The 17,835-nt window shown below is 49.9% G+C and carries 15 protein-coding genes; 10 read left to right on the top strand and 5 right to left on the bottom strand.

What is annotated here, in order from left to right; all coding sequences use genetic code 11:
- The gene (locus IMCC21906_RS09505) at positions 1 to 1,656 is read right to left on the bottom strand and encodes a peptide ABC transporter substrate-binding protein (RefSeq protein ID WP_047011971.1); all 1,656 of its coding nucleotides are present in this window, start codon (positions 1,654 to 1,656) and stop codon (positions 1 to 3) included.
- Between the two features lie 47 nt (positions 1,657 to 1,703).
- Between IMCC21906_RS09505 and mnmC the strand changes: the two genes are divergently transcribed.
- A complete protein-coding gene (gene mnmC / locus IMCC21906_RS09500; protein ID WP_047011970.1) occupies positions 1,704 to 3,791 on the top strand; it encodes a bifunctional tRNA (5-methylaminomethyl-2-thiouridine)(34)-methyltransferase MnmD/FAD-dependent 5-carboxymethylaminomethyl-2-thiouridine(34) oxidoreductase MnmC in 2,088 nt (695 codons plus the stop codon).
- Here mnmC and IMCC21906_RS09495 read toward each other — a convergent pair.
- Both IMCC21906_RS09495 and IMCC21906_RS09490 read right to left on the bottom strand, forming a co-directional pair.
- A complete protein-coding gene (locus tag IMCC21906_RS09495) occupies positions 3,760 to 4,860 on the bottom strand; it encodes a Na+/H+ antiporter NhaA (RefSeq protein ID WP_231580349.1) in 1,101 nt (366 codons plus the stop codon). The two genes, mnmC and IMCC21906_RS09495, sit on opposite strands and share 32 nt — an antisense overlap.
- A gap of 214 nt (positions 4,861 to 5,074) precedes the next feature.
- On the bottom strand, positions 5,075 to 5,299 hold the full coding sequence (locus IMCC21906_RS09490) for a hypothetical protein (protein ID WP_052763473.1): 225 nt from the start codon (positions 5,297 to 5,299) through the stop codon (positions 5,075 to 5,077).
- Between the two features lie 203 nt (positions 5,300 to 5,502).
- Between IMCC21906_RS09490 and IMCC21906_RS09485 the strand changes: the two genes are divergently transcribed.
- The gene (locus tag IMCC21906_RS09485; RefSeq protein WP_197085887.1) at positions 5,503 to 6,342 is read left to right on the top strand and encodes a glutaminyl-peptide cyclotransferase; all 840 of its coding nucleotides are present in this window, start codon (positions 5,503 to 5,505) and stop codon (positions 6,340 to 6,342) included.
- Positions 6,343 to 7,585: 1,243 nt separating this feature from the next.
- Positions 7,586 to 10,525, top strand: a complete 2,940-nt coding sequence (locus IMCC21906_RS09480) for an insulinase family protein (RefSeq protein WP_047011967.1) — start codon at positions 7,586 to 7,588, stop codon at positions 10,523 to 10,525.
- Positions 10,526 to 10,705: 180 nt separating this feature from the next.
- Here IMCC21906_RS09480 and IMCC21906_RS09475 read toward each other — a convergent pair whose 3' ends face one another.
- On the bottom strand, positions 10,706 to 11,140 hold the full coding sequence (locus IMCC21906_RS09475) for a Spy/CpxP family protein refolding chaperone (protein WP_047011966.1): 435 nt from the start codon (positions 11,138 to 11,140) through the stop codon (positions 10,706 to 10,708).
- A gap of 233 nt (positions 11,141 to 11,373) precedes the next feature.
- Complete coding sequence (locus IMCC21906_RS09470) at positions 11,374 to 11,829, bottom strand: regulatory protein RecX (RefSeq protein WP_047011965.1); 456 nt, start codon at positions 11,827 to 11,829, stop codon at positions 11,374 to 11,376.
- 188 nt (positions 11,830 to 12,017) lie between these two features.
- On the opposite strand from IMCC21906_RS09470, the gene IMCC21906_RS09465 reads away from it, so the two are divergent.
- From IMCC21906_RS09465 to IMCC21906_RS09435, 7 genes are all read left to right on the top strand, one after another.
- Positions 12,018 to 12,209 carry a Flp family type IVb pilin gene (locus IMCC21906_RS09465; protein WP_047011964.1) on the top strand — a complete coding sequence of 64 codons (192 nt, stop codon included), beginning with the start codon at positions 12,018 to 12,020 and terminating at the stop codon, positions 12,207 to 12,209.
- 31 nt (positions 12,210 to 12,240) lie between these two features.
- A complete protein-coding gene (locus IMCC21906_RS16350) occupies positions 12,241 to 12,729 on the top strand; it encodes a prepilin peptidase (protein WP_052763472.1) in 489 nt (162 codons plus the stop codon).
- Positions 12,730 to 12,775: 46 nt separating this feature from the next.
- Entirely contained in the window at positions 12,776 to 13,228 is a 453-nt protein-coding gene (locus IMCC21906_RS09455) for a TadE/TadG family type IV pilus assembly protein (RefSeq protein ID WP_047011963.1), read from the top strand.
- A gap of 228 nt (positions 13,229 to 13,456) precedes the next feature.
- The gene (gene cpaB / locus IMCC21906_RS09450; protein WP_047011962.1) at positions 13,457 to 14,338 is read left to right on the top strand and encodes a Flp pilus assembly protein CpaB; all 882 of its coding nucleotides are present in this window, start codon (positions 13,457 to 13,459) and stop codon (positions 14,336 to 14,338) included.
- A gap of 38 nt (positions 14,339 to 14,376) precedes the next feature.
- On the top strand, positions 14,377 to 15,687 hold the full coding sequence (locus IMCC21906_RS09445) for a type II and III secretion system protein family protein (protein WP_047011961.1): 1,311 nt from the start codon (positions 14,377 to 14,379) through the stop codon (positions 15,685 to 15,687).
- 18 nt (positions 15,688 to 15,705) lie between these two features.
- Positions 15,706 to 16,956, top strand: coding sequence for a CpaF family protein (locus IMCC21906_RS09440; RefSeq protein ID WP_047011960.1), 1,251 nt, complete (start codon positions 15,706 to 15,708; stop codon positions 16,954 to 16,956).
- A gap of 14 nt (positions 16,957 to 16,970) precedes the next feature.
- Complete coding sequence (locus IMCC21906_RS09435) at positions 16,971 to 17,831, top strand: type II secretion system F family protein (protein ID WP_052763471.1); 861 nt, start codon at positions 16,971 to 16,973, stop codon at positions 17,829 to 17,831.
- The last annotated feature ends 4 nt before the right edge of the window (positions 17,832 to 17,835 follow it).

Here is a 17,835-nt window from a genome sequence, read left to right as displayed (position 1 = left end):
CTAAGGCTCTATCCAGGCATATTTAAAAGAGGGATCGCCGCCAAACACACCCCGTCTCACGCCTTTTAAACGCGGATGCTGAACATACAACAAGCCGTTTTCATAGGTAGGCAATATCGGCACATCCTCTACCACGATGCGCTGAATATGTGACATCGCCTTAAAACGCTGCTCGGGGTCTTTGCTGCGCTGAGCAATTCGCACCCAGCGATCGTACTGAGGGTTATTATATCGCCCGCGGTTATTATCATTCCAAGAAGCAAACAAATCGCCAAAGGTCATAATATCGTCGTAATCCGGTCCCCACGCCGCCACGACAATATCAAAGTCGCCCCGCCGCATTTTTTCCAATCGCTGTTTAAAGACCTGTTGATCGATACGCAAATCAATACCTAACCCCTTACGGAACAAATACTGATAATACTCAGCTTCTTGTTGAGATCTGGGGCTGTCCCCTGACAGGAGTAATAAAGGTGGAAATTCGTCGATACCTAATTCTCGCTTAGCCTGCGCTAACAGCCGCCGTGCGGCCGCCAGATCGGGTTGCACTTTGGCCACCGGATACTCTTCTCTAAACGGAGCGGACATGCCCTCCACTGTTTTAGGAAACAGCGAATATGCCGGTGCGATTCCCGGCAAGCCAATCACTTTATTCACCAGCAAAGCGGGATCAATCACCCGCTGCACCGCTTGCCGAAAAGCCAGGTTGCGAGTAACCCGCCCTTCTCTAAAATTAAACTCCAAAAAAAACAACGAACCCGTATGAAAATCGTGGATGTCATAACCGCGCTTTACCGCCTCATCTAACAACCCCGTATCGAGTCCTGCCATGGCAATTTGCCCATCTCGAAATAAATTAAACTGGGCACTGAAATCACTGGTGATATAGGGAATATCGATTTCATCGAGACGGATACTTTCAGCGTTCCAATATTGGGGGTTTTTCTCAAATCGTAAATGCGCGCCGTGCACCCACTTGGAGAGCACAAAAGGACCATTAAAGACCATCTTATCCCGGTCAGCGGCGAAGCGGTCGCCCCATTCTTGCACCACGTCTTCACGCAGCGGCATAAACGTCATAAAGGCGGTCAGGCTAAGAAAATAGGGACATGGCGTTTCAAAGTCTACTCGAAGTTCTCGGTCAGACACCGCCGATACACCCAGCGCAGCAGGAGGCAACTCGCCACGATTCACTTTCTCAGCATTGGCAATAGGCGAAAAAATAAACGCATACTGAGAGGCGGTACTGGGCTTAAGTGCATACTGCCAGGCAAACACAAAATCATGGGCCGTGACTTTACGACCGTCACTCCAGCGTGCATCGTCACGCAACCAGAACCGGGCGCCCTCCGCCGTTAACTCCCAGCGCTCTGCAACACCCGCGACCAATTCACCCTTTGGACCATAAGCTAATAAGCCTTCCATTAAATGAGATAGAACAAAACTGGCAATGGCATCGGTGGCCTGGGCGCTATTTAAACTAGGGGGTTCAGTTGCCAATGCCAAACTAATTTTGGCGTTGGCACTATCAACCGCTTGGCTGTAAGCGGGAATCGAGAAAGTCAGTAGCACGCATAAAAATATGTTCAAAAAAGCGGGCAACGCACAATCCCGAAAAGGGTTAACAACTCTTAAAACTTTTTTTGACTTAATCACTGCTACAATTCGATCCCGCCAATAGCTGCTCTGACATTTTCAACACCATGGATAACGCCAACCCTTATTATCTTCAAACCGCAGATGTCGAATGGCAAGACGGCGTCCCCGTGGCTAAAGCTTATAGCGATGGGTATTTTTCCAAAGAAAGCAGTCTTGCAGAAAATCGGCATGTATTCCTTCACCACAATGATTTGGCCCAACGGTGGCATAAGCTTCACGCATTACCTCCGGGCACGTTTACTATTATCGAAACCGGTTTTGGCACCGGACTTAATTTTCTGATTGCTTGGCAGCTCTGGCAACAAACAGCACCGTCACATTGGCAGCTGCACTATATCTCAATCGATAAACATCCAATGAGAACAATTGATCTGCAAAAGGCACACCAATCTTGGCCCGAACTATGCCATCTAGCCAGCATACTACAGCACAACTATCCACCGCTGGTACCAGGCCGCCACCGTAGATTGTTGAATTGTGAGAGAGTTTGCTTGGATCTGTTTTTTGGTGATGTAAGTGACGGTTTAACTGAGCTTATTTTGTCATCCAGCACCCATAACGAAAGTCAGAAAAATTCGCATTCGAGCCTCGCCGCCGATGCCTGGTTTTTAGACGGCTTTGCACCACAGCTCAACCCCGACATGTGGCAAGAAACCTTGCTTGACTCGATTACCACGTTAAGCAAACCCGGCAGTAGCTTTGCCGCGTCCACTGGAGACGCGCTTGTTTGTCGCGGTTTAATTACGAGAGGATTTTCGGTAGCAACAGTAAACGGCCTTGATCACAAGCCTGCCATATTGCATGGCCGAAAAAACACCCAAGCAACCTCTGCCATCAGCATGGCCAGTAACAGTAACAGGGGCAATATAAAAGTCCCATGGCACAACCCCTTTTATACTTGCCCTAGTTCTAACCGCAGTTCCAATAACCCTCTAGCAAACAAAGTGACAATCATCGGTGCAGGCTTGGCGGGTGCCAGCACAGCAAGAGCACTGGCCACGCGTGGATATCAAGTCGAGGTTATTGAACGAGGCTCTGAACCGGCTCAAGGCGCATCAGGTAATCCGCAAGGCGTGCTTTACACCAAGCTTTCCGCTGAGCTGGGCAGTCTCAACCGCTTTACGCTGACAAGCTTTCTGCACGCCTTGGGCTATTATCGCCCACTTATAGAGCAACAACATATCATTGGCGAACTCTGCGGTGTGCTACAAATGGCCAGCACTCACGCGGATAAGTTACTGTTTGAGAAACTAAAGACATTATTAAAACATCAAGATTGGCTCACCTTTGTTTCGCCAGAACAAGCGAGCGTGCTGGCAGGCATTCCCCTTCATGCCCCGGCCTTTTACTACCCCGGTGCGGGTTGGCTATCACCGCCAGCACTTTGTAAATACTGGCTCAACCACGATGCCATTACCGTAAAATATAATACTGAAGTGAGGGAGATAAATTACCAAGAATCACAATGGCAACTCAGCAATCGTGCTGGCAAAACCCTTGCTGAAACAGACATACTGGTTATCGCCAATAGCCATGAGGCAAAAACGCTCTCATGCTGCGGCTATCTTCCTACCCGGGCTATTCGGGGGCAGCTGAGCTATTTATCGCCAAAAGACCTCGCCTACTCACCTAAAAAAGTCGTTTGTCACGAAGGTTACTTTGCACCCGCAACCGGTGAGAATTTTTGTATTGGTGCAAGCTTCAATCTTAAAGATCAACATTGCGAACTCAGCGATATGGAGCATCATTGGAACATCCAGCAGCTTAGAAAGCTTTCCCCGGAGTTGCTCCACAGCAATGCAGAAGCTCTCGGCGGCCGCGCCGCCTTACGCTGTACCAGCCCGGATTATCATCCTATTGTGGGTCCAGTGCCTGACTTGGCCAAATTTGATATCGACTACAAACGTTTACGAAAAGATGCCAAAGCGACCATCGATAGTCCGGGCAGTTATCAACCAGGGCTATACCTTAATATTGCCCACGGTTCCCGAGGCTTGACCTCAAGCCCCATCTGCGCAGAGCTTATCGCAAGTTATATTGGTGGCGAGTTTCCACCGCTAGACAGAGCGCTTTGTGAAAACCTCTCCCCTGCGCGTTTTGTTATTCGAGACCTGAAGAAAAATCGTCGCTAGTCGCAGCGAGGCCGGATACCGACCGAAAACAACACCATGCTCCGGCTAAGACAAGAGCCGTACCACACAGCGCAGCCATTCGAACATCAAAATGATAATTACCTACACGATCAATCAAGCTACCAAAATACAATTGGCCCGAAAGACTGGCGCCACTGAGTAAAGCCAGCCCAAATAGAACGGGGCTCTTCTGTTTCAAGCCTGCAGGCAAGCAATCAAAGTGCATGGCAATCGCCAATAGTAAAAACAACCATAAGGGTTTTAGTAACATACTGGTCAACAGCAAACTTAACGCAGGCAGCTGCAAAACATAACCTGGATCAACACCCCGCAGGCCGATACCGGCATTAGCGACCAGCAACGGACAAATAAGAAAAATCACAACGCCGCTTATTACTATTAGGCGCTGATTCGGGTTTTGGGGAATAGGTAGCGCATAGGCCAGTGCCACACCGGCCAGCCCCCCCGGCAAGCCCATTTTTAACAAGACCCACCATGCAACTGCAGCGCAGAGCAGCGATAACAAAAAGCCATACCTGGCAAATAAAATACTCGCCGTCAGTAAAAAAGCGGCCAACACTCCCAGCCCCAATTGCAGGTTGGGGAGTTGATATAAATACACCCCGCCCAATACAACGAGGCTTTGACTGGCAACAAATGCCACCAGTAACAGACGTGAATCCGCATTAAGAAAACGGCACAGCAGCAAACCACAGACCCAAACTAAGGCGGGGTCGGCCGCTACAGCAGCTAAATGACCAATATCAAATTGTTGTTGCTGTATGCCTAGCAAGACGAAAGGCACCCCCACGCTGCTCACTACAGCCAAGCACCACACAACTATCAAGGGTCGCGTAACTGTTGAATGACGTTGTCGAAATTGCTTTAGGAATAAAGCAGTCCAACAAAACACAGCAAGCATCAGGGTCTCGTTAATCCAAAAAACAAGCGGTCTGGACGTGGGCAGCTTTAGAAAATCGAGGGGTTTACGTACATCGAGCAAGCCATCGTATAAACGGCTATAGGGGGAATTTGCAGCAACAATCGCTATGGCTATAGCGATCAACATTAAAATTAACAAGGTGCCCGGAACAAGCCGCTCTCGGCATTTGAATGCGCTAGTGAGGGACATTTTTCGGGCCTTTTTAAACAACAAACACGGCGGATTCTACACTAGTTTGCGAGATTATTTCTCCCTGTGTAAACAATCCACAAAACACTTTTCCCTGTGACAATAGTTAAAAAAAACGGGCGCCAATTAGGCGCCCGTTACACAACTAAACTTAATTAGTTGTATGGTCATCGTATTCGTCACTGATCTCTTCAGCGCCTTCATCCATGCTATCGCCCATATCGTCCATTCCTTGATCGATACTTTCTCCAGCCTCTTCCATAGGGCCTTTTTCCTCACAAGCAGTGATTGTAAACAGGCCTGCCCCCGCAATAATCGCTACTAAAAGATAACGACTTACCATTGAAACCAAGGTATTTTCTGAATTGCGCTTCATTTGTTTTAGCCCTCCTTGAGCTATCGCAGAATGAACGCCACTTTTTCAGTCGTGGCATTATGTTTTTTACACCTAGCTTTTCTTGCCAAGCGTAATCTCTGACACAGTAACACCTAAAGTTGTTCCCCTAACGGTAATTTTCACAATTTGTAGCCATGACAGGGAGTTACCCAATATTCATTTACCCCTGTTATGATTTGGTTATGACTTACACTTTTATACGCTACAGGAGCTGGCTTTTTGCCGCCCTGATTTCAATACCGATGTTAACCGCCCAAGTTCGCGGCGCACCGGCCGACACCACTGCTAAAACTGCACAGAAACGGGGTTACCGGGTTATTACACAGTACCCTCATAACACCGCTTTATTTACACAGGGTTTAGAGCTCTATAAAGGCCGAATGTTTGAAAGCACGGGGTTGTACGGTCGCTCTAAGGTTATCAGCCGTCACTTCCCTCCTAAGGCAAGTCAAGATCCCGACCTTAAAGGCGTGGCCCTCCCCGACACCGCCTTTGCAGAAGGCTTGAGTATTTATCGTGACCGGCTGTATCTGCTGACATGGCGGGCGCAAAAAGGGCTTATTCTAGATCCCCATCATTTTAGTGTGCTCGGCGCCTTTGCCTATCAAGGTGAAGGCTGGGGATTGTGCTTTCACCCCGGCTTGGGTGACGAAGGCCAATTTGTGATGAGTAACGGCAGCGCGAGCCTGCAATGGTTATCACCCACAAACATGAAGCTCAGCCATAAAGTAGAGGTAAGGGAAAACGGCAAGCCCGTAGATAAGCTTAATGAACTAGAATGTGTTGGTGACTATGTGGTCGCCAATGTCTGGCAAAGCGACGACATCGTCTTTATCAACGCTAAAAGCGGAAATGTAGTTTCCCGGATCAATCTTGCGGCACTAAAACCGGCGGTCAGTTCTGATCAAGCCGTACTAAATGGCATCGCTTACGACAGCAGTGATGGCAGCTGGCTCGTTACCGGGAAATTCTGGCCTGTTATTTACCGGCTTGAAATCCCGCTTCCCCTCCCCCAAAAGTAGCTCCAAGACCGAATGGCATTGATCTAAACATGTCATCCTTGTAAGCGAGCATCCAAGAACTTCTTCAACATCTTGCATATACGACCACAATAGGGATAACACTTTAACTCGTCAGCCTCAGCCTCAGCCTCAGCCTCAGCCTCAGCCTCAGCCTCAGCCTCAAAAATTGTCATCCCGGTCTTGAGCCGGGATCCAGTCGCCACAGTAAAAACGCCCTCACCACAGCCAAAGCCCGCAACACTGGATACCCGCTTTCGCGGGTAAGACTCTGTTTAGTGCAAACCGGTCACATGGGTTACAGACTAGCTCGGCCATCTAGCTCGGCCATATAGGTAACACTTCATTACCTCTCAACGAGATAGAGCTTGTCATATCATAAAATTAGACAGGCCACATAACCAAGTGGAAGCATTTTCTAAAAACGTGATTAACAGAGCGGCATCCTCAGGCTCCAAACAGCTATCCTCAGATTTTCAAACCGCTATCCTTTAGCTCCAAAACAACCACCATCAACTCCAAAATCGCCACCCTCAATCTCGAAAATCGTCATCCCGGCCTTGAGCCGGGATCCAGTCGCCACAGTAAAAACTGCCCTCCTCACCACAGCCAAAGCCCGCAACACTGGATACCCACTTTCGCGGGTAAGACTCAGCTCAGGGCTTTTATTAACCGAGTCTCGACGTTAGCGAAATCGTCACCCTCGGTCTCCAAAACCGCCCTCATCAGCCTCGGAAATCGTCACCCTCAATCTCGAAAATCGTCATCCCGGCTTTGAGCCGGGATCCAGTCGCCGCAATAAAAACGCCCTTCCCACCACAGCCAAAGCTCGCAACACTGGATACCCGCTTTCGCGGGTAAGACTCAGCTCTGGGCTTTTATTAATCGAGTCTCGACGTTAGCAAAATCGTCACCCTCAGCCTCCAAAACCACCATCCTCTGTCTAGAAAATCATCACCTTCGGTCTCGAAAATCGCCATCCTCAATCTCAAAAATCGTCATCCCGGCCTTGAGCCGGGATCCAGTCGCCGCAGTAAAAACACCCTTCCCACCACAACGAAAGCTCGCAACACTGGCTAAGCGATTTCGGGGATATCAACCTGCTTCAACGACAGCAGTCATTTACAATTTCCAGCAAATACAGGGGGTTTCATCAAGCCAGACAATTTTCGGGCTAGCCTCGCCCGATCCCCACCAGCTAGAATGAGGGAATACGCTGTTATTAAAAAAGGATATGTCCCCCACTATGAGTCAAGCCGCTGCAAAAACCACCACCGCCAGTTTTGAGCTAATCAGCAGTGAGGATATCCCCGCGCTGGGAGTCAACCTTGCAGAGTACCGTCATCGCGTCACCGGCGCCGCCCATTACCACATTGCCAGCGACAACCCCGAAAACGTCTTTCTTGTTGCGCTACGCACGGTGCCCCAAGACTCTACCGGAGTCGCCCACATCCTTGAGCATACGGCTTTATGCGGCAGCGAGCGTTTTCCCCTCCGCGACCCGTTTTTTATGATGATCCGGCGCTCCTTAAACACGTTTATGAACGCCTTTACCAGCTCCGACTGGACCGCCTACCCGTTTGCCAGCTGTAATCGCAAAGATTTTGAAAATCTCTTGCAAGTCTATATGGACGCGGTGTTTTTCTCCCGACTAGACCCACTGGACTTTGCCCAAGAAGGCCACCGCCTGGAGTTTGCAGAGGCAGACAACCCCAACTCGCCGCTAGTATATAAAGGCGTCGTGTTTAATGAGATGAAAGGCGCGATGAGCAGCGTCTCCAGCCAACTTTGGCAAACCCTCTGCAAATACCTCTATCCTAGCAACACCTATCATTACAACAGTGGTGGCGACCCGGAAGCCATCCCTGACCTAAGTTATCAAGAACTACAAGACTTTTATCGCAAGCATTATCACCCCAGCAATGCGATATTCATGACCTTTGGCGATATCCCGGCAGCAGAACATCAGGCCCGTTTTGAAGAACTGGCGCTGTCACGCTTTGATGCACTGGATGTGCATATCTCCGTTGCCGATGAAAAACGTTATCACGCCCCAGTCCAAGTTCTTGAGCACTACCCTGTACCCGAGGATGAAGACGTCGCGGGCAAAACTCACATTGTGTTGGCGTGGTTGCTTGGCTCCAGCACCGACCTGAACTCACTTCTTGAAGCGCAGTTACTATCTGGCGTGTTGTTAGACAATAGCGCCAGCCCACTTCTAAAGGCACTAGAAACCACTGAGCTGGGTAGCGCGCCCTCGCCACTTTGCGGCCTGGAAGACTCCATGAAGGAAATGACGCTGGTATGCGGTATTGAAGGCAGCGAAGCTGAGCACGGCCCCGCGTTTGAAAAAATGGTACTGGATACCATTGCCGACATCGCCAGCAACGGCGTCCCCCAAGAAAATATCGAGGCCGTGCTTCACCAACTGGAATTACAGCAACGTGAAATCAGTGGCGATGGCTTTCCCTACGGGCTGCAGCTGATTCTTAACGCCATGGGCAGTGCTACTCATCGAGGCAAGCCCATTGATTTACTTAACCTTGACCCCGCCATTGAAAAACTTCGGGAAAGCATTAAAGACACCGGTTATATAAAAGGTTTGGCCCAACAACTACTAGACAACCCCCATCGGGTACGACTGACCATGGCACCAGATACCGCCATGCAACAGCATCGTGACAATGCCGAAAGAGCCAAATTGGCATCACTGCAATCTTCTCTGTCAGACACTGAAAAACAAGCCATCGTAGATCAAGCTGCGGCACTGGCGGAACGTCAAACCTTGCAAGAAGACGAATCCATCCTCCCTAAAGTCTCATTAGACGACGTGCAGCTGGATATCCCGGAAATTCCCTTTAACAAAACCAAGCTGGGCTCTCTACCTTGCACACAATATGCCCGGGGCACCAACGGCCTGGTTTACCAGCAACTGTTTCTCTCACTCCCAGCCCTTAGCGACGAGGAAACCGCATTACTGCCCCTTTACAGCCAACTGCTAACCGAACTAGGGGTGGGAAAAGAAGATTATCTGCAAACCCAAGCTAGACAAGCTCGAGTGTGTGGCGGCATTTCGGCGTTTACCAGTATGCGAGGCGATACCGATGACGAGCAAAAATCGACTGCTTATTTAGTCATCAGTGCTAAAGCCCTCGCCCGCAACGCCCTTGATCAAGCCCAGTTAATGAAAGACACCTTAACCACCCAGCGCTTTGACGAACTGGAACGCATCGCTGATATCGCCTCACAAGTTAGCGCACGTAAGCAATCTGCCATTACCGGAAACGGCCATGCCCTGGCCATGAGCGCGGCCAGTGCGGGGATGAGTCCTATCGCTAACATCAATCACAAATTAGGCGGCCTTCCGGGCATTAAATCATCGAAGGCGTTAAGCGACGCACTGAAAGAACAAACCCAGCGTCAGCAACTGGCAACCCGGCTTTTGGCACTACATACTAAAATTCTTCAATGCCCAAAACAGCTGTTATTCATTGCCGATGAGGAAATTGTAGCAAGCCTTAACGAGCAGCTTGCCAGCACATGGTCAGACCTTTCTCAAAGCCAGAGTAATCTGTTTACCTTAGCGCCCCTACGAGAAAGCCGCCAAGAATTTTGGGTCGCCAACTCCCAGGTCAACTTCTGCGCCAAGGCCTATCCCACCGTCACCTCAGAGCATCCTGATTCGGCAGTGTTGACGGTGCTTGCCAGCTATCTTCGCAATGGCTACCTGCACCGCTGTATTCGTGAGCAAGGTGGCGCTTACGGTGGTGGAGCCTCGCAAGATTCGAATATCGCCGCATTTCGTTTCTTTTCTTATCGCGATCCAAGGCTTACCGAAACCCTGCAAGATTTTGATGATTCAATCGAATGGTTATTAAATAACCCCATCTCCGATGAAGCGCTAGAGCAAGCAATACTTGGTATTATCGGAAGCATCGACAAACCGGGTTCCCCAGCAGGCGAAGCCAAGCAAGACTTCCAGAATAATCTTTTCGGCCGCAGCCTCACGCAACGCCGCCTGTTTCGTCAGCGGGTTTTAAACACTCAAGCTGAGGATCTCATCAGAGTTACAAAAACGTACTTACAACAAGGCAAAGCCAGTACCGCTGTCGTTAGCAATGACAGCCATGCAAAATCGCTGGCAGATTGGATAAAAGAAGAAGGTTTTACGCTGGAAAAAGTATAAACACCGCGGTGGGGGTGGGGTGCACAGCTAAAGGAGTGTGCACCCTGCAAGCCTCTGTGAGAATGGGCTCAAATAATATTAAGCATAATAAACGCTAAAAGGTCGGCATCGTTTTGAGTGCCCGTTATTTACTCGGTAGGTGGCGGCGCGCAGACTGGACCTGCGCACCCAGCTTCTTATTTATTGGGAAGACATGATGCTGCGACGCTCAGCAATCTGACCTCTCAACTCGTCAAATTTCGCTTTTTGCTCGCTATTCAACACGGCGTAAAAACCAGTTTGAAGCAACAACGTTTGCTCAGTGAATTGGGCAGAATATTTACCCGTGCTTGCGCTAAGACGCTGAATTTTCTTCTTAGTCAAGTTGCCAAGCTCCAGGCTCTTCATTTCAGTTTGCAGCTCCAGAACCTTAGTACGGATAGCCGTAGACTTTTCTGTGTAGCTTTTAATTAATGCATCCACTTCCTGTTTTTGCGATTCATCAAGCTTCAGCTCAGTCACCAGGCTCTGCAAACCAGCAGCGGCCAAGTCAGCCCCTTGCTGAGCCTGGGTCGTTGAACTCAGTGAAAAAAAGATGATTAGCGAGGCCAAAATGACCGAATAACGTTTTAACATTGTTAAGCTCCTTATTGAAAACTCTGCGATTTAGCAGCTACTTAATGCCACTGTCGCCACTTATAGCAATTGAATCGACCGTATCAAATAGCAATGTGAATAACCCCAAAGAGAGTCACATTCACCATCAGCTAAGCTGGTTTATGTATTTAACAAGTACCCTACAAGCTTCTGAGGCACTTGTACCATAGAGCTGTTAGATGACATAAATGCGATTTAATTCAACGTCCAACTCAATCACCACAGAGGGTAGCCAAGGTTACGTTGATTTGATCCTGTGAATAACCCTTATATTGCAAAAACCGCATACGCTTAGCGCGAGCTTTATAATCACTAGGCTTCCCTTCACCAAACTTTTTAATTAACTGCGCCTCTGCCTGCTGCCACCAATCAATATCACAACAACCTAAAGCGTCACTAATCAACGCCTCATCCACACCCCGTTGCCGCAGCTCCTGCTGTAATCGTTGAGGCCCATACCCCCGTTCTGCTCTAACACGGATATACGATTCGCAAAACCGAGCATCACACTGCAAACCCTCAGCAGATAGATCGGCCAGTGCCACATCAATTTCTGATTCGTTTTCACTAAAGCGAAATAACAGCTTATTTTTAAGCTCACTTCGAGAGTGCTCCCGCCGCGCCAGCAAGTCCATGGCCTTCAGGCGAACCGTCTTGTTATCGCTCATAACGCAAAAAGGGGGGCTAAAAAGCGCATTTTATCTCGCATAACGCTACAAATAGTGGGTATTTCCTTAGATCAGCTACGGCAACTACTTATTTTTTTCCAACTGTGCAAAGCGCAATCTTATCACCAAGGCCGATAGGGATTCGCCTATGTATCTCGGTCGAAACCTAAACCAATGGAGAACGACCCATGTTAAATACAATTTTGACCAAAATGAAATCTTTTGCAAAAGACGAGACTGGTGCCAGCGCGATTGAGTATGCGGTTATTGCTGCAATAGTTGTCGTAGCGCTGGTCGTTGCATTTGGTGCTAGTGGTATAAGTGTCAGCAGCATTTTCACGGGTATGTTCACTGATGTTACTACTGCGACTGGTGGTTAACTCGCGCCTCTAGCCATGCATAGGTAAGCCTGTGATCGCCACCGCTTTAATAACCGGCATTGGAGTTCTCGACTGGAAAAGTCGCAGAATTCCCAATGCCCTAAACGCACTATTAGCGGCAGTGGCATACTTTGCCTTTTTTTCGCAAAGCCAAGTGAACCTAACGACACTGGCAATCAATATCATCTTTGCTTTGGCCATTACCCTGCCCGGCTATATCAAGGGCATTGTGGGGGGCGGCGATGTCAAGCTGATGCTGGCGATTGCGCCACTGTGGCCCAGCGCGGTATTACTGCAAGTATTTGCCACCGGCGTGTTGCTGGTGGTGTGTCTGCTTAAGCTTCAAGCCCCGCTGGTCGCAAGCTGGCGGGGCGTGTTTGCGCCAAGCTCCCATACGTACGCCAAGCCAGTGCCGCCCAGTCACACCGGGCTACCCCTTGGCACCGCTATCGCCTTGGGCGCAGCGCTGCATCTATTAACCGGTGAGTATTTGCTAAGCCTATTAGACGTCACCAATTAGCTATCGAATCTCTCCCGCTAAACCACTGGACGGAGGGCGAGGAATCATGAAGCACAACAGCAACAAAACAGGCAAGGCCAAAAAACAAACGGGGGCAGTGGCGATTGAATTCGCGCTGATGTTTCCGGTTTTCTTTGCCATGGTTTACGCGATTATCGCCTACGGGATGGCGTTTCTGATCATCCAGAGTTTTACCTATGTCAGCGAAGACGCCCTGCGGGCCGCACTGGCCACGGAGTGCGCGGAATCGGTGTGTACCCAAGACGAGCTTGAGCCAGTGGTACGCAGCCAAGTGCAAAACTCCCTGACCTGGCTGTCTGCATCCTTGGTGAGTAGTGCTACCAGCGGTGAAAACTTCTCCTTCTCCTGTGATCCAAACATGTTATGTACGGTTCGGCTAAGCACCGCGCCGCCTCTACCGGGTATCACCCTGCCACTGGTGGGTGACATTCCCAGTCTGCCAGACAGCCTGGTGGGTCGCGCCAGCCTTCGTCTTTAATGCCGCCCCTCGCGGCGGCTTTGCCATTGGCGTTAGAGCGACATCGCGCCAGCGGTAATGTGACGCAAAGCAAGGTTTTCGACATGCACGGGCGCTAGTACGTATCTCTCACGATATCGAGCCTACTACACAAGCCATAGCATCAAAGTTACAGATATATCAGGTATGTTTCGTTGCCAATTACTCATACGAAACATTGAAGCTTAAGGCGATTTTAGGGATTCAACCATGCAAGCAAGGACTTTAAAAATCATCGCGGCGCTGCTGATTATCGGCGCCATTATCATGGGCGTGATCGGCTATAAGATCAGCCAGCAGGATGCTAGTCAACCTGGCTCGGTGGCAACCGCCCCACAAGCTGATGCCAGCAGTTTCACCTACGCCCAAAAAACAATAATCAGTAACCAAGACCTGTCCAAAGGTAGCGTTATTAATGCCGAGCAGGTGGACTTGGTGCCCTACCCCCAAAGTATTGAGGGTGGTTTTTCTAAGGTCACTGACATCGTTGGCAAGACGCTACAAACCGACCTCCGCAAAGGCGATGTACTGCGACTTGTTCACTTCGAAAAACGCAGTCTATTAGCTGACGATGTAAATCCCGGCTACAGAGCTATTGCGGTGAAAGTGGATGAGGTTGTAGGTACCGGCGGTTTTCTGCAACCCGGTGATTATGTGGATGTGATTTACACCACCCGGCCCAACAAAGAAAACTACAACAAAAGTTTGGCGCGCCGAGTACTGAGCAATGTTCGTCTGCTGGCTTATGGCAATGATATTGGCGAAGCCATACCCCAAATCACTGACGAAAAAGGTAAACCTAAAACCGCAGACAAAGACTCCGGCAAACGCAGCCGCTCAGCTGTGCTGGAGGTCGCCATTGAGCAAATCAACACCCTGGTACTAGCAGAGAACAGCGGCAATATTCGCTTAGTTGCCATTGGCGAAAGCGACGTGCAACTAGCAAAAGCTAATGCAGAAGATGCCACCAAAACTATCGAAGACGACCCCACTCTGATGCGCAGCGTGACCGGACTTAAACCACCTCCGGCCCCCAAGTCCATCTATGTTTACAGCGGTGACAGCGTCGAAACTATTCGAGTAACCAAGTAATGAATACCGGCCTAGCCCAGCATAAAGGAGTATCGGTAATGAAAAAAGGATTCCTAGTAGGATTACTTCTCGCGGCTGTTACCTCAGTGGAAGCCAGTCCCTACAAAACCCTGAGAATGACGGTGGGCGAACAGCGTGCCCTTAACACCCAGCACAGTGTTAAACGCAGCGCCATTGGCAGCCCCGAGATTGCCAGCCTGAAAGTGTTGAACTCGCGAGAATTTTTACTTACCGCCAAAACCATGGGCTCTACCCAGTTGCTACTGTGGCAGGGCAGCTCAGAACCTACGGTATTTAAGATTGACGTTGTTCCTGACCTACCCGTAAGCAGCACCTCTGGTGTAGCGGTAGATGCTAGCGGCAGTGGCGTGCACTTGCAGGGTAAGACTCGGTCATTAAACCAGCATGACCAACTACTGCAATCGGCCGGCAAACAGGTGCAAGACAATACCGTGCAAAGTGGCGCTGTTCAGGTACAAACCGATATCCGTATTGTGGAATACAGCCGCTCGCAGCTAAAACAGATTGGCACCGCCTTTTCCTATATTGGCGGTGACACGTCGGTAGCTACCGGCTCTACGGGCCTGCTACCACTGCTCGCCAACAGTCCAGTGGGCGCCCTGATCGGCAACACGGTTAACAGTGGCGATGCCTCTTCTATTCTGGTTGGGCACGCTACCAATTCGTTCCGGGGAGCAATTAATGCACTGCAGAAAAATGGCTATGCTTATACCTTGGCAGAACCTTCGCTGGTGAGCCTGTCTGGCCAAACGGCTAGCTTTCTAGCCGGGGGCGAATTCCCCTATCCTGTTTCTAACAGAGACGGTCAAGTACAAATTGAGTTCAAGGAATTTGGCGTACGGCTACGCCTCACCCCCACCATTCTCAGTGAAAACAGCATTATGCTGAAAGTGGCCCCCGAAGTTAGCGACCTGGACTTCAGCAACGGCGTGCAGGCCAGCGGCGTTGCTGTACCCAGCCTGCGGGTACGGCGAACTGACACCTCTATTCAGCTGGCCCCCGGCGAAAGCTTTGTGATTAGTGGCTTGGTGACCCGCAGTACCTTCAATAATGCCGATCGTATTCCTGGATTGGGAGACATCCCCATTCTTGGCGCGTTGTTCCGCTCCACCAAATTTGAGCAGGAAGACAAGGAGCTGGTAATGATTGTTACCCCACACCTGGTCAAACCCATTGCCAAAAATGCCAAGTTGCCTGAGCTCCCTGGTGAAGTCTACAGCCAATACACTCCCTCATTTTTGGACATGATTTTTGATCCCGATGGTCAGGATAAAGCGAATTCAAAGAGCACTGAATCCCGATCGGCCAATGTTGGCTTTGCAAATTAAGCGAATCTGGAGAGACTCATGAGAATCTTGGAGCGGCGCGAATCCGAAAGTAAAAAAACCGATATGAATGATCACGAAGGTCTCAAAGCAGCAATGCACGCCTTTGTTATTGATCGAATTGAAGACGACAATGTTATCTATGATGACAATCAAAAAAAACTTGAAGAGGCAATTTCCGCCTATATACGTCAGTACTGTCGCATCCATGAAATCAATATTGGCCGCGATCAATTCGCCAAGCTTGAAAAGCAACTGCTAGATGAAATAGTCGGTTATGGCCCTCTACAAACTCTGTTGGACGACCCCACCATTAATGACATTTTAATTAATGGCCCCCGCAATATTTATATTGAACGGGCAGGTGTGTTGTCGCGAGCGGACATGCGTTTTTTGGACAACCGCCATGTGTTGCGAGTTATTCGCAGAATGATCTCCCCGCTGGGTCGTCGTATCGATGAATCCAGCCCGATTGTAGACGGCCGTCTGGGCGACGGCAGCCGAATTAATGCAATCGTACCGCCACTGGCCCTGGATGGTCCTTGCCTGTCAATTCGAAAGTTTCGTAAGGACCCGCTAACCGCAGAGGAACTATTGGCTGGCGGCTCGATTAGCCGTGAGGCGCTAGACTACCTGACCAACGCTGTAAATAATCGCCGTAATATGCTGATCAGTGGTGCCACTGGCTCAGGTAAAACCACACTGTTAAATGTTCTAAGCCAGTATATTCCCACCACCGAACGGATCGTCACTATTGAAGATGCGGCGGAACTACAACTGCGTAATGATCACGTAGTGCGCCTGGAAACACGGCCTGAAAACAACGAAGGCGTCGGCGAGATTAGCGCAAGAGAACTGGTGAAAAACGCCCTGCGGATGCGCCCTGACCGCATCATTGTTGGCGAAAGCCGTGGCGGCGAAGTGCTAGATGTTTTACAGGCCATGAACACGGGCCATAGTGGCTCCATGAGTACTGTTCACGCTAACTCTGCAACCGACGCCATTACTCGTTTAGAAATGATGGTGGGCATGTCGGGCTTCAAGGGTTCCAGCGAGCTGATTCTAAAAATGATTGGTAGTGCTCTGGATCTGATCGTTCATATTGGCCGCAAGTCTGATGGTCATCGGTGCGTACTTCAAATTGCCGAATTACGCTTAGCAAACAAGGGGGTGGAACTTAATACCTTGTTTACCTACGACGACGTCAGCAAAAGTTTGCAAGCCATCGACAGCAATGTGGTACCGCTGCTCGATGAAGAAGTAACGGTTTAACAAGGATTAATTAAATGATTTGGATAGCCTTGTCATTACTGGTTGCCAGCCTGGCCTTTGTTATATTGCTGCTACTGAACAATGACGACAAGCCCCTCGAAGACGAGGCCGCCAAGCTCGATACCGAAGACGACGTGCCGGACTTTATCAAAAACTACCTGGCAGCCAATGGCGTTGAACTGCCAGCAGTGATTATTTACAGCGCCCTGGCGGTAGCGGCCGCTGCGCTGTTGCTAAGTGCGCTGCTGTTGCCCACCAAACTGGCCCTGATGGTGGTGCTACTGATACCCGCCGTACTGGTGATGCTGACAAAGGCCGTGGGCGCCAAACGCCGCGCTAAAATGCTGGCGCAACTGCCCTCTTTTATCAACCAAATTACCCGCCGCCTATCGGCAGGTATTTCTGTGGAAAACGCGTTTAGCGACTCGGTAGAAACCTTAGAGCGTCCTCTGGGAACAGTGATGCGCCGTATTGTCCGTCGCGTTCATCTCGGCGACGAGCTGCACAAGTCCTTTGATCGCGAAGCGAAGGCAAGCAAACTCCAGGAGTTTGGTGTACTCGCCACATCACTACGTATCAACGAACAATACGGTGGCAGCATTCGCGCCATTCTAGACGATATTGTTGCCATTTTAAGACTTGATGACGCAGGCAAACGTGAACTTAGTGCCATGACTGGCGAAACCCGCTTTACTGCCATGGTCTTGGCCCTGCTCCCCCCCGGCATTGCTGGTTATATGTTCTACCAAAACCCCAATATGCTGCTGGATATGTGGGCTACCCCTAGTGGACAGTCCTTATTGTTGCTTGCCATCGGGATGGAGATACTCGGTGTAGTGGTGTTATGGCGCATGGTCAAATCGATCGGCCGCTAAGGAG

The sequence above is a fragment of the Spongiibacter sp. IMCC21906 genome, assembly GCF_001010805.1.
In the GTDB taxonomy this organism is placed as follows: Bacteria; Pseudomonadota; Gammaproteobacteria; order Pseudomonadales; family Spongiibacteraceae; genus Spongiibacter.
The sequence above is the reverse complement of the archived record's forward strand: the minus strand, read 5'-3'. Positions and strand labels throughout refer to the sequence as shown.

Bases quoted from the DNA above. Each gene is read 5' to 3' on its own strand.
- mnmC (WP_047011970.1), top strand. From the start codon at position 1,704: ATGGATAACGCCAACCCTTATTATCTTCAAACCGCAGATGTCGAATGG.
- cpaB (WP_047011962.1), top strand. From the start codon at position 13,457: ATGCAAGCAAGGACTTTAAAAATCATCGCGGCGCTGCTGATTATCGGC.
- IMCC21906_RS09485 (WP_197085887.1), top strand. From the start codon at position 5,503: ATGACTTACACTTTTATACGCTACAGGAGCTGGCTTTTTGCCGCCCTG.
- IMCC21906_RS09490 (WP_052763473.1), bottom strand. From the start codon at position 5,299: ATGAAGCGCAATTCAGAAAATACCTTGGTTTCAATGGTAAGTCGTTAT.
- IMCC21906_RS09435 (WP_052763471.1), top strand. From the start codon at position 16,971: ATGATTTGGATAGCCTTGTCATTACTGGTTGCCAGCCTGGCCTTTGTT.
- IMCC21906_RS09440 (WP_047011960.1), top strand. From the start codon at position 15,706: ATGAGAATCTTGGAGCGGCGCGAATCCGAAAGTAAAAAAACCGATATG.
- IMCC21906_RS09465 (WP_047011964.1), top strand. From the start codon at position 12,018: ATGTTAAATACAATTTTGACCAAAATGAAATCTTTTGCAAAAGACGAG.
- IMCC21906_RS09445 (WP_047011961.1), top strand. From the start codon at position 14,377: ATGAAAAAAGGATTCCTAGTAGGATTACTTCTCGCGGCTGTTACCTCA.
- IMCC21906_RS09495 (WP_231580349.1), bottom strand. From the start codon at position 4,860: ATGTTGATCGCTATAGCCATAGCGATTGTTGCTGCAAATTCCCCCTAT.
- IMCC21906_RS09475 (WP_047011966.1), bottom strand. From the start codon at position 11,140: ATGTTAAAACGTTATTCGGTCATTTTGGCCTCGCTAATCATCTTTTTT.
- IMCC21906_RS09480 (WP_047011967.1), top strand. From the start codon at position 7,586: ATGAGTCAAGCCGCTGCAAAAACCACCACCGCCAGTTTTGAGCTAATC.
- IMCC21906_RS09455 (WP_047011963.1), top strand. From the start codon at position 12,776: ATGAAGCACAACAGCAACAAAACAGGCAAGGCCAAAAAACAAACGGGG.
- IMCC21906_RS09470 (WP_047011965.1), bottom strand. From the start codon at position 11,829: ATGAGCGATAACAAGACGGTTCGCCTGAAGGCCATGGACTTGCTGGCG.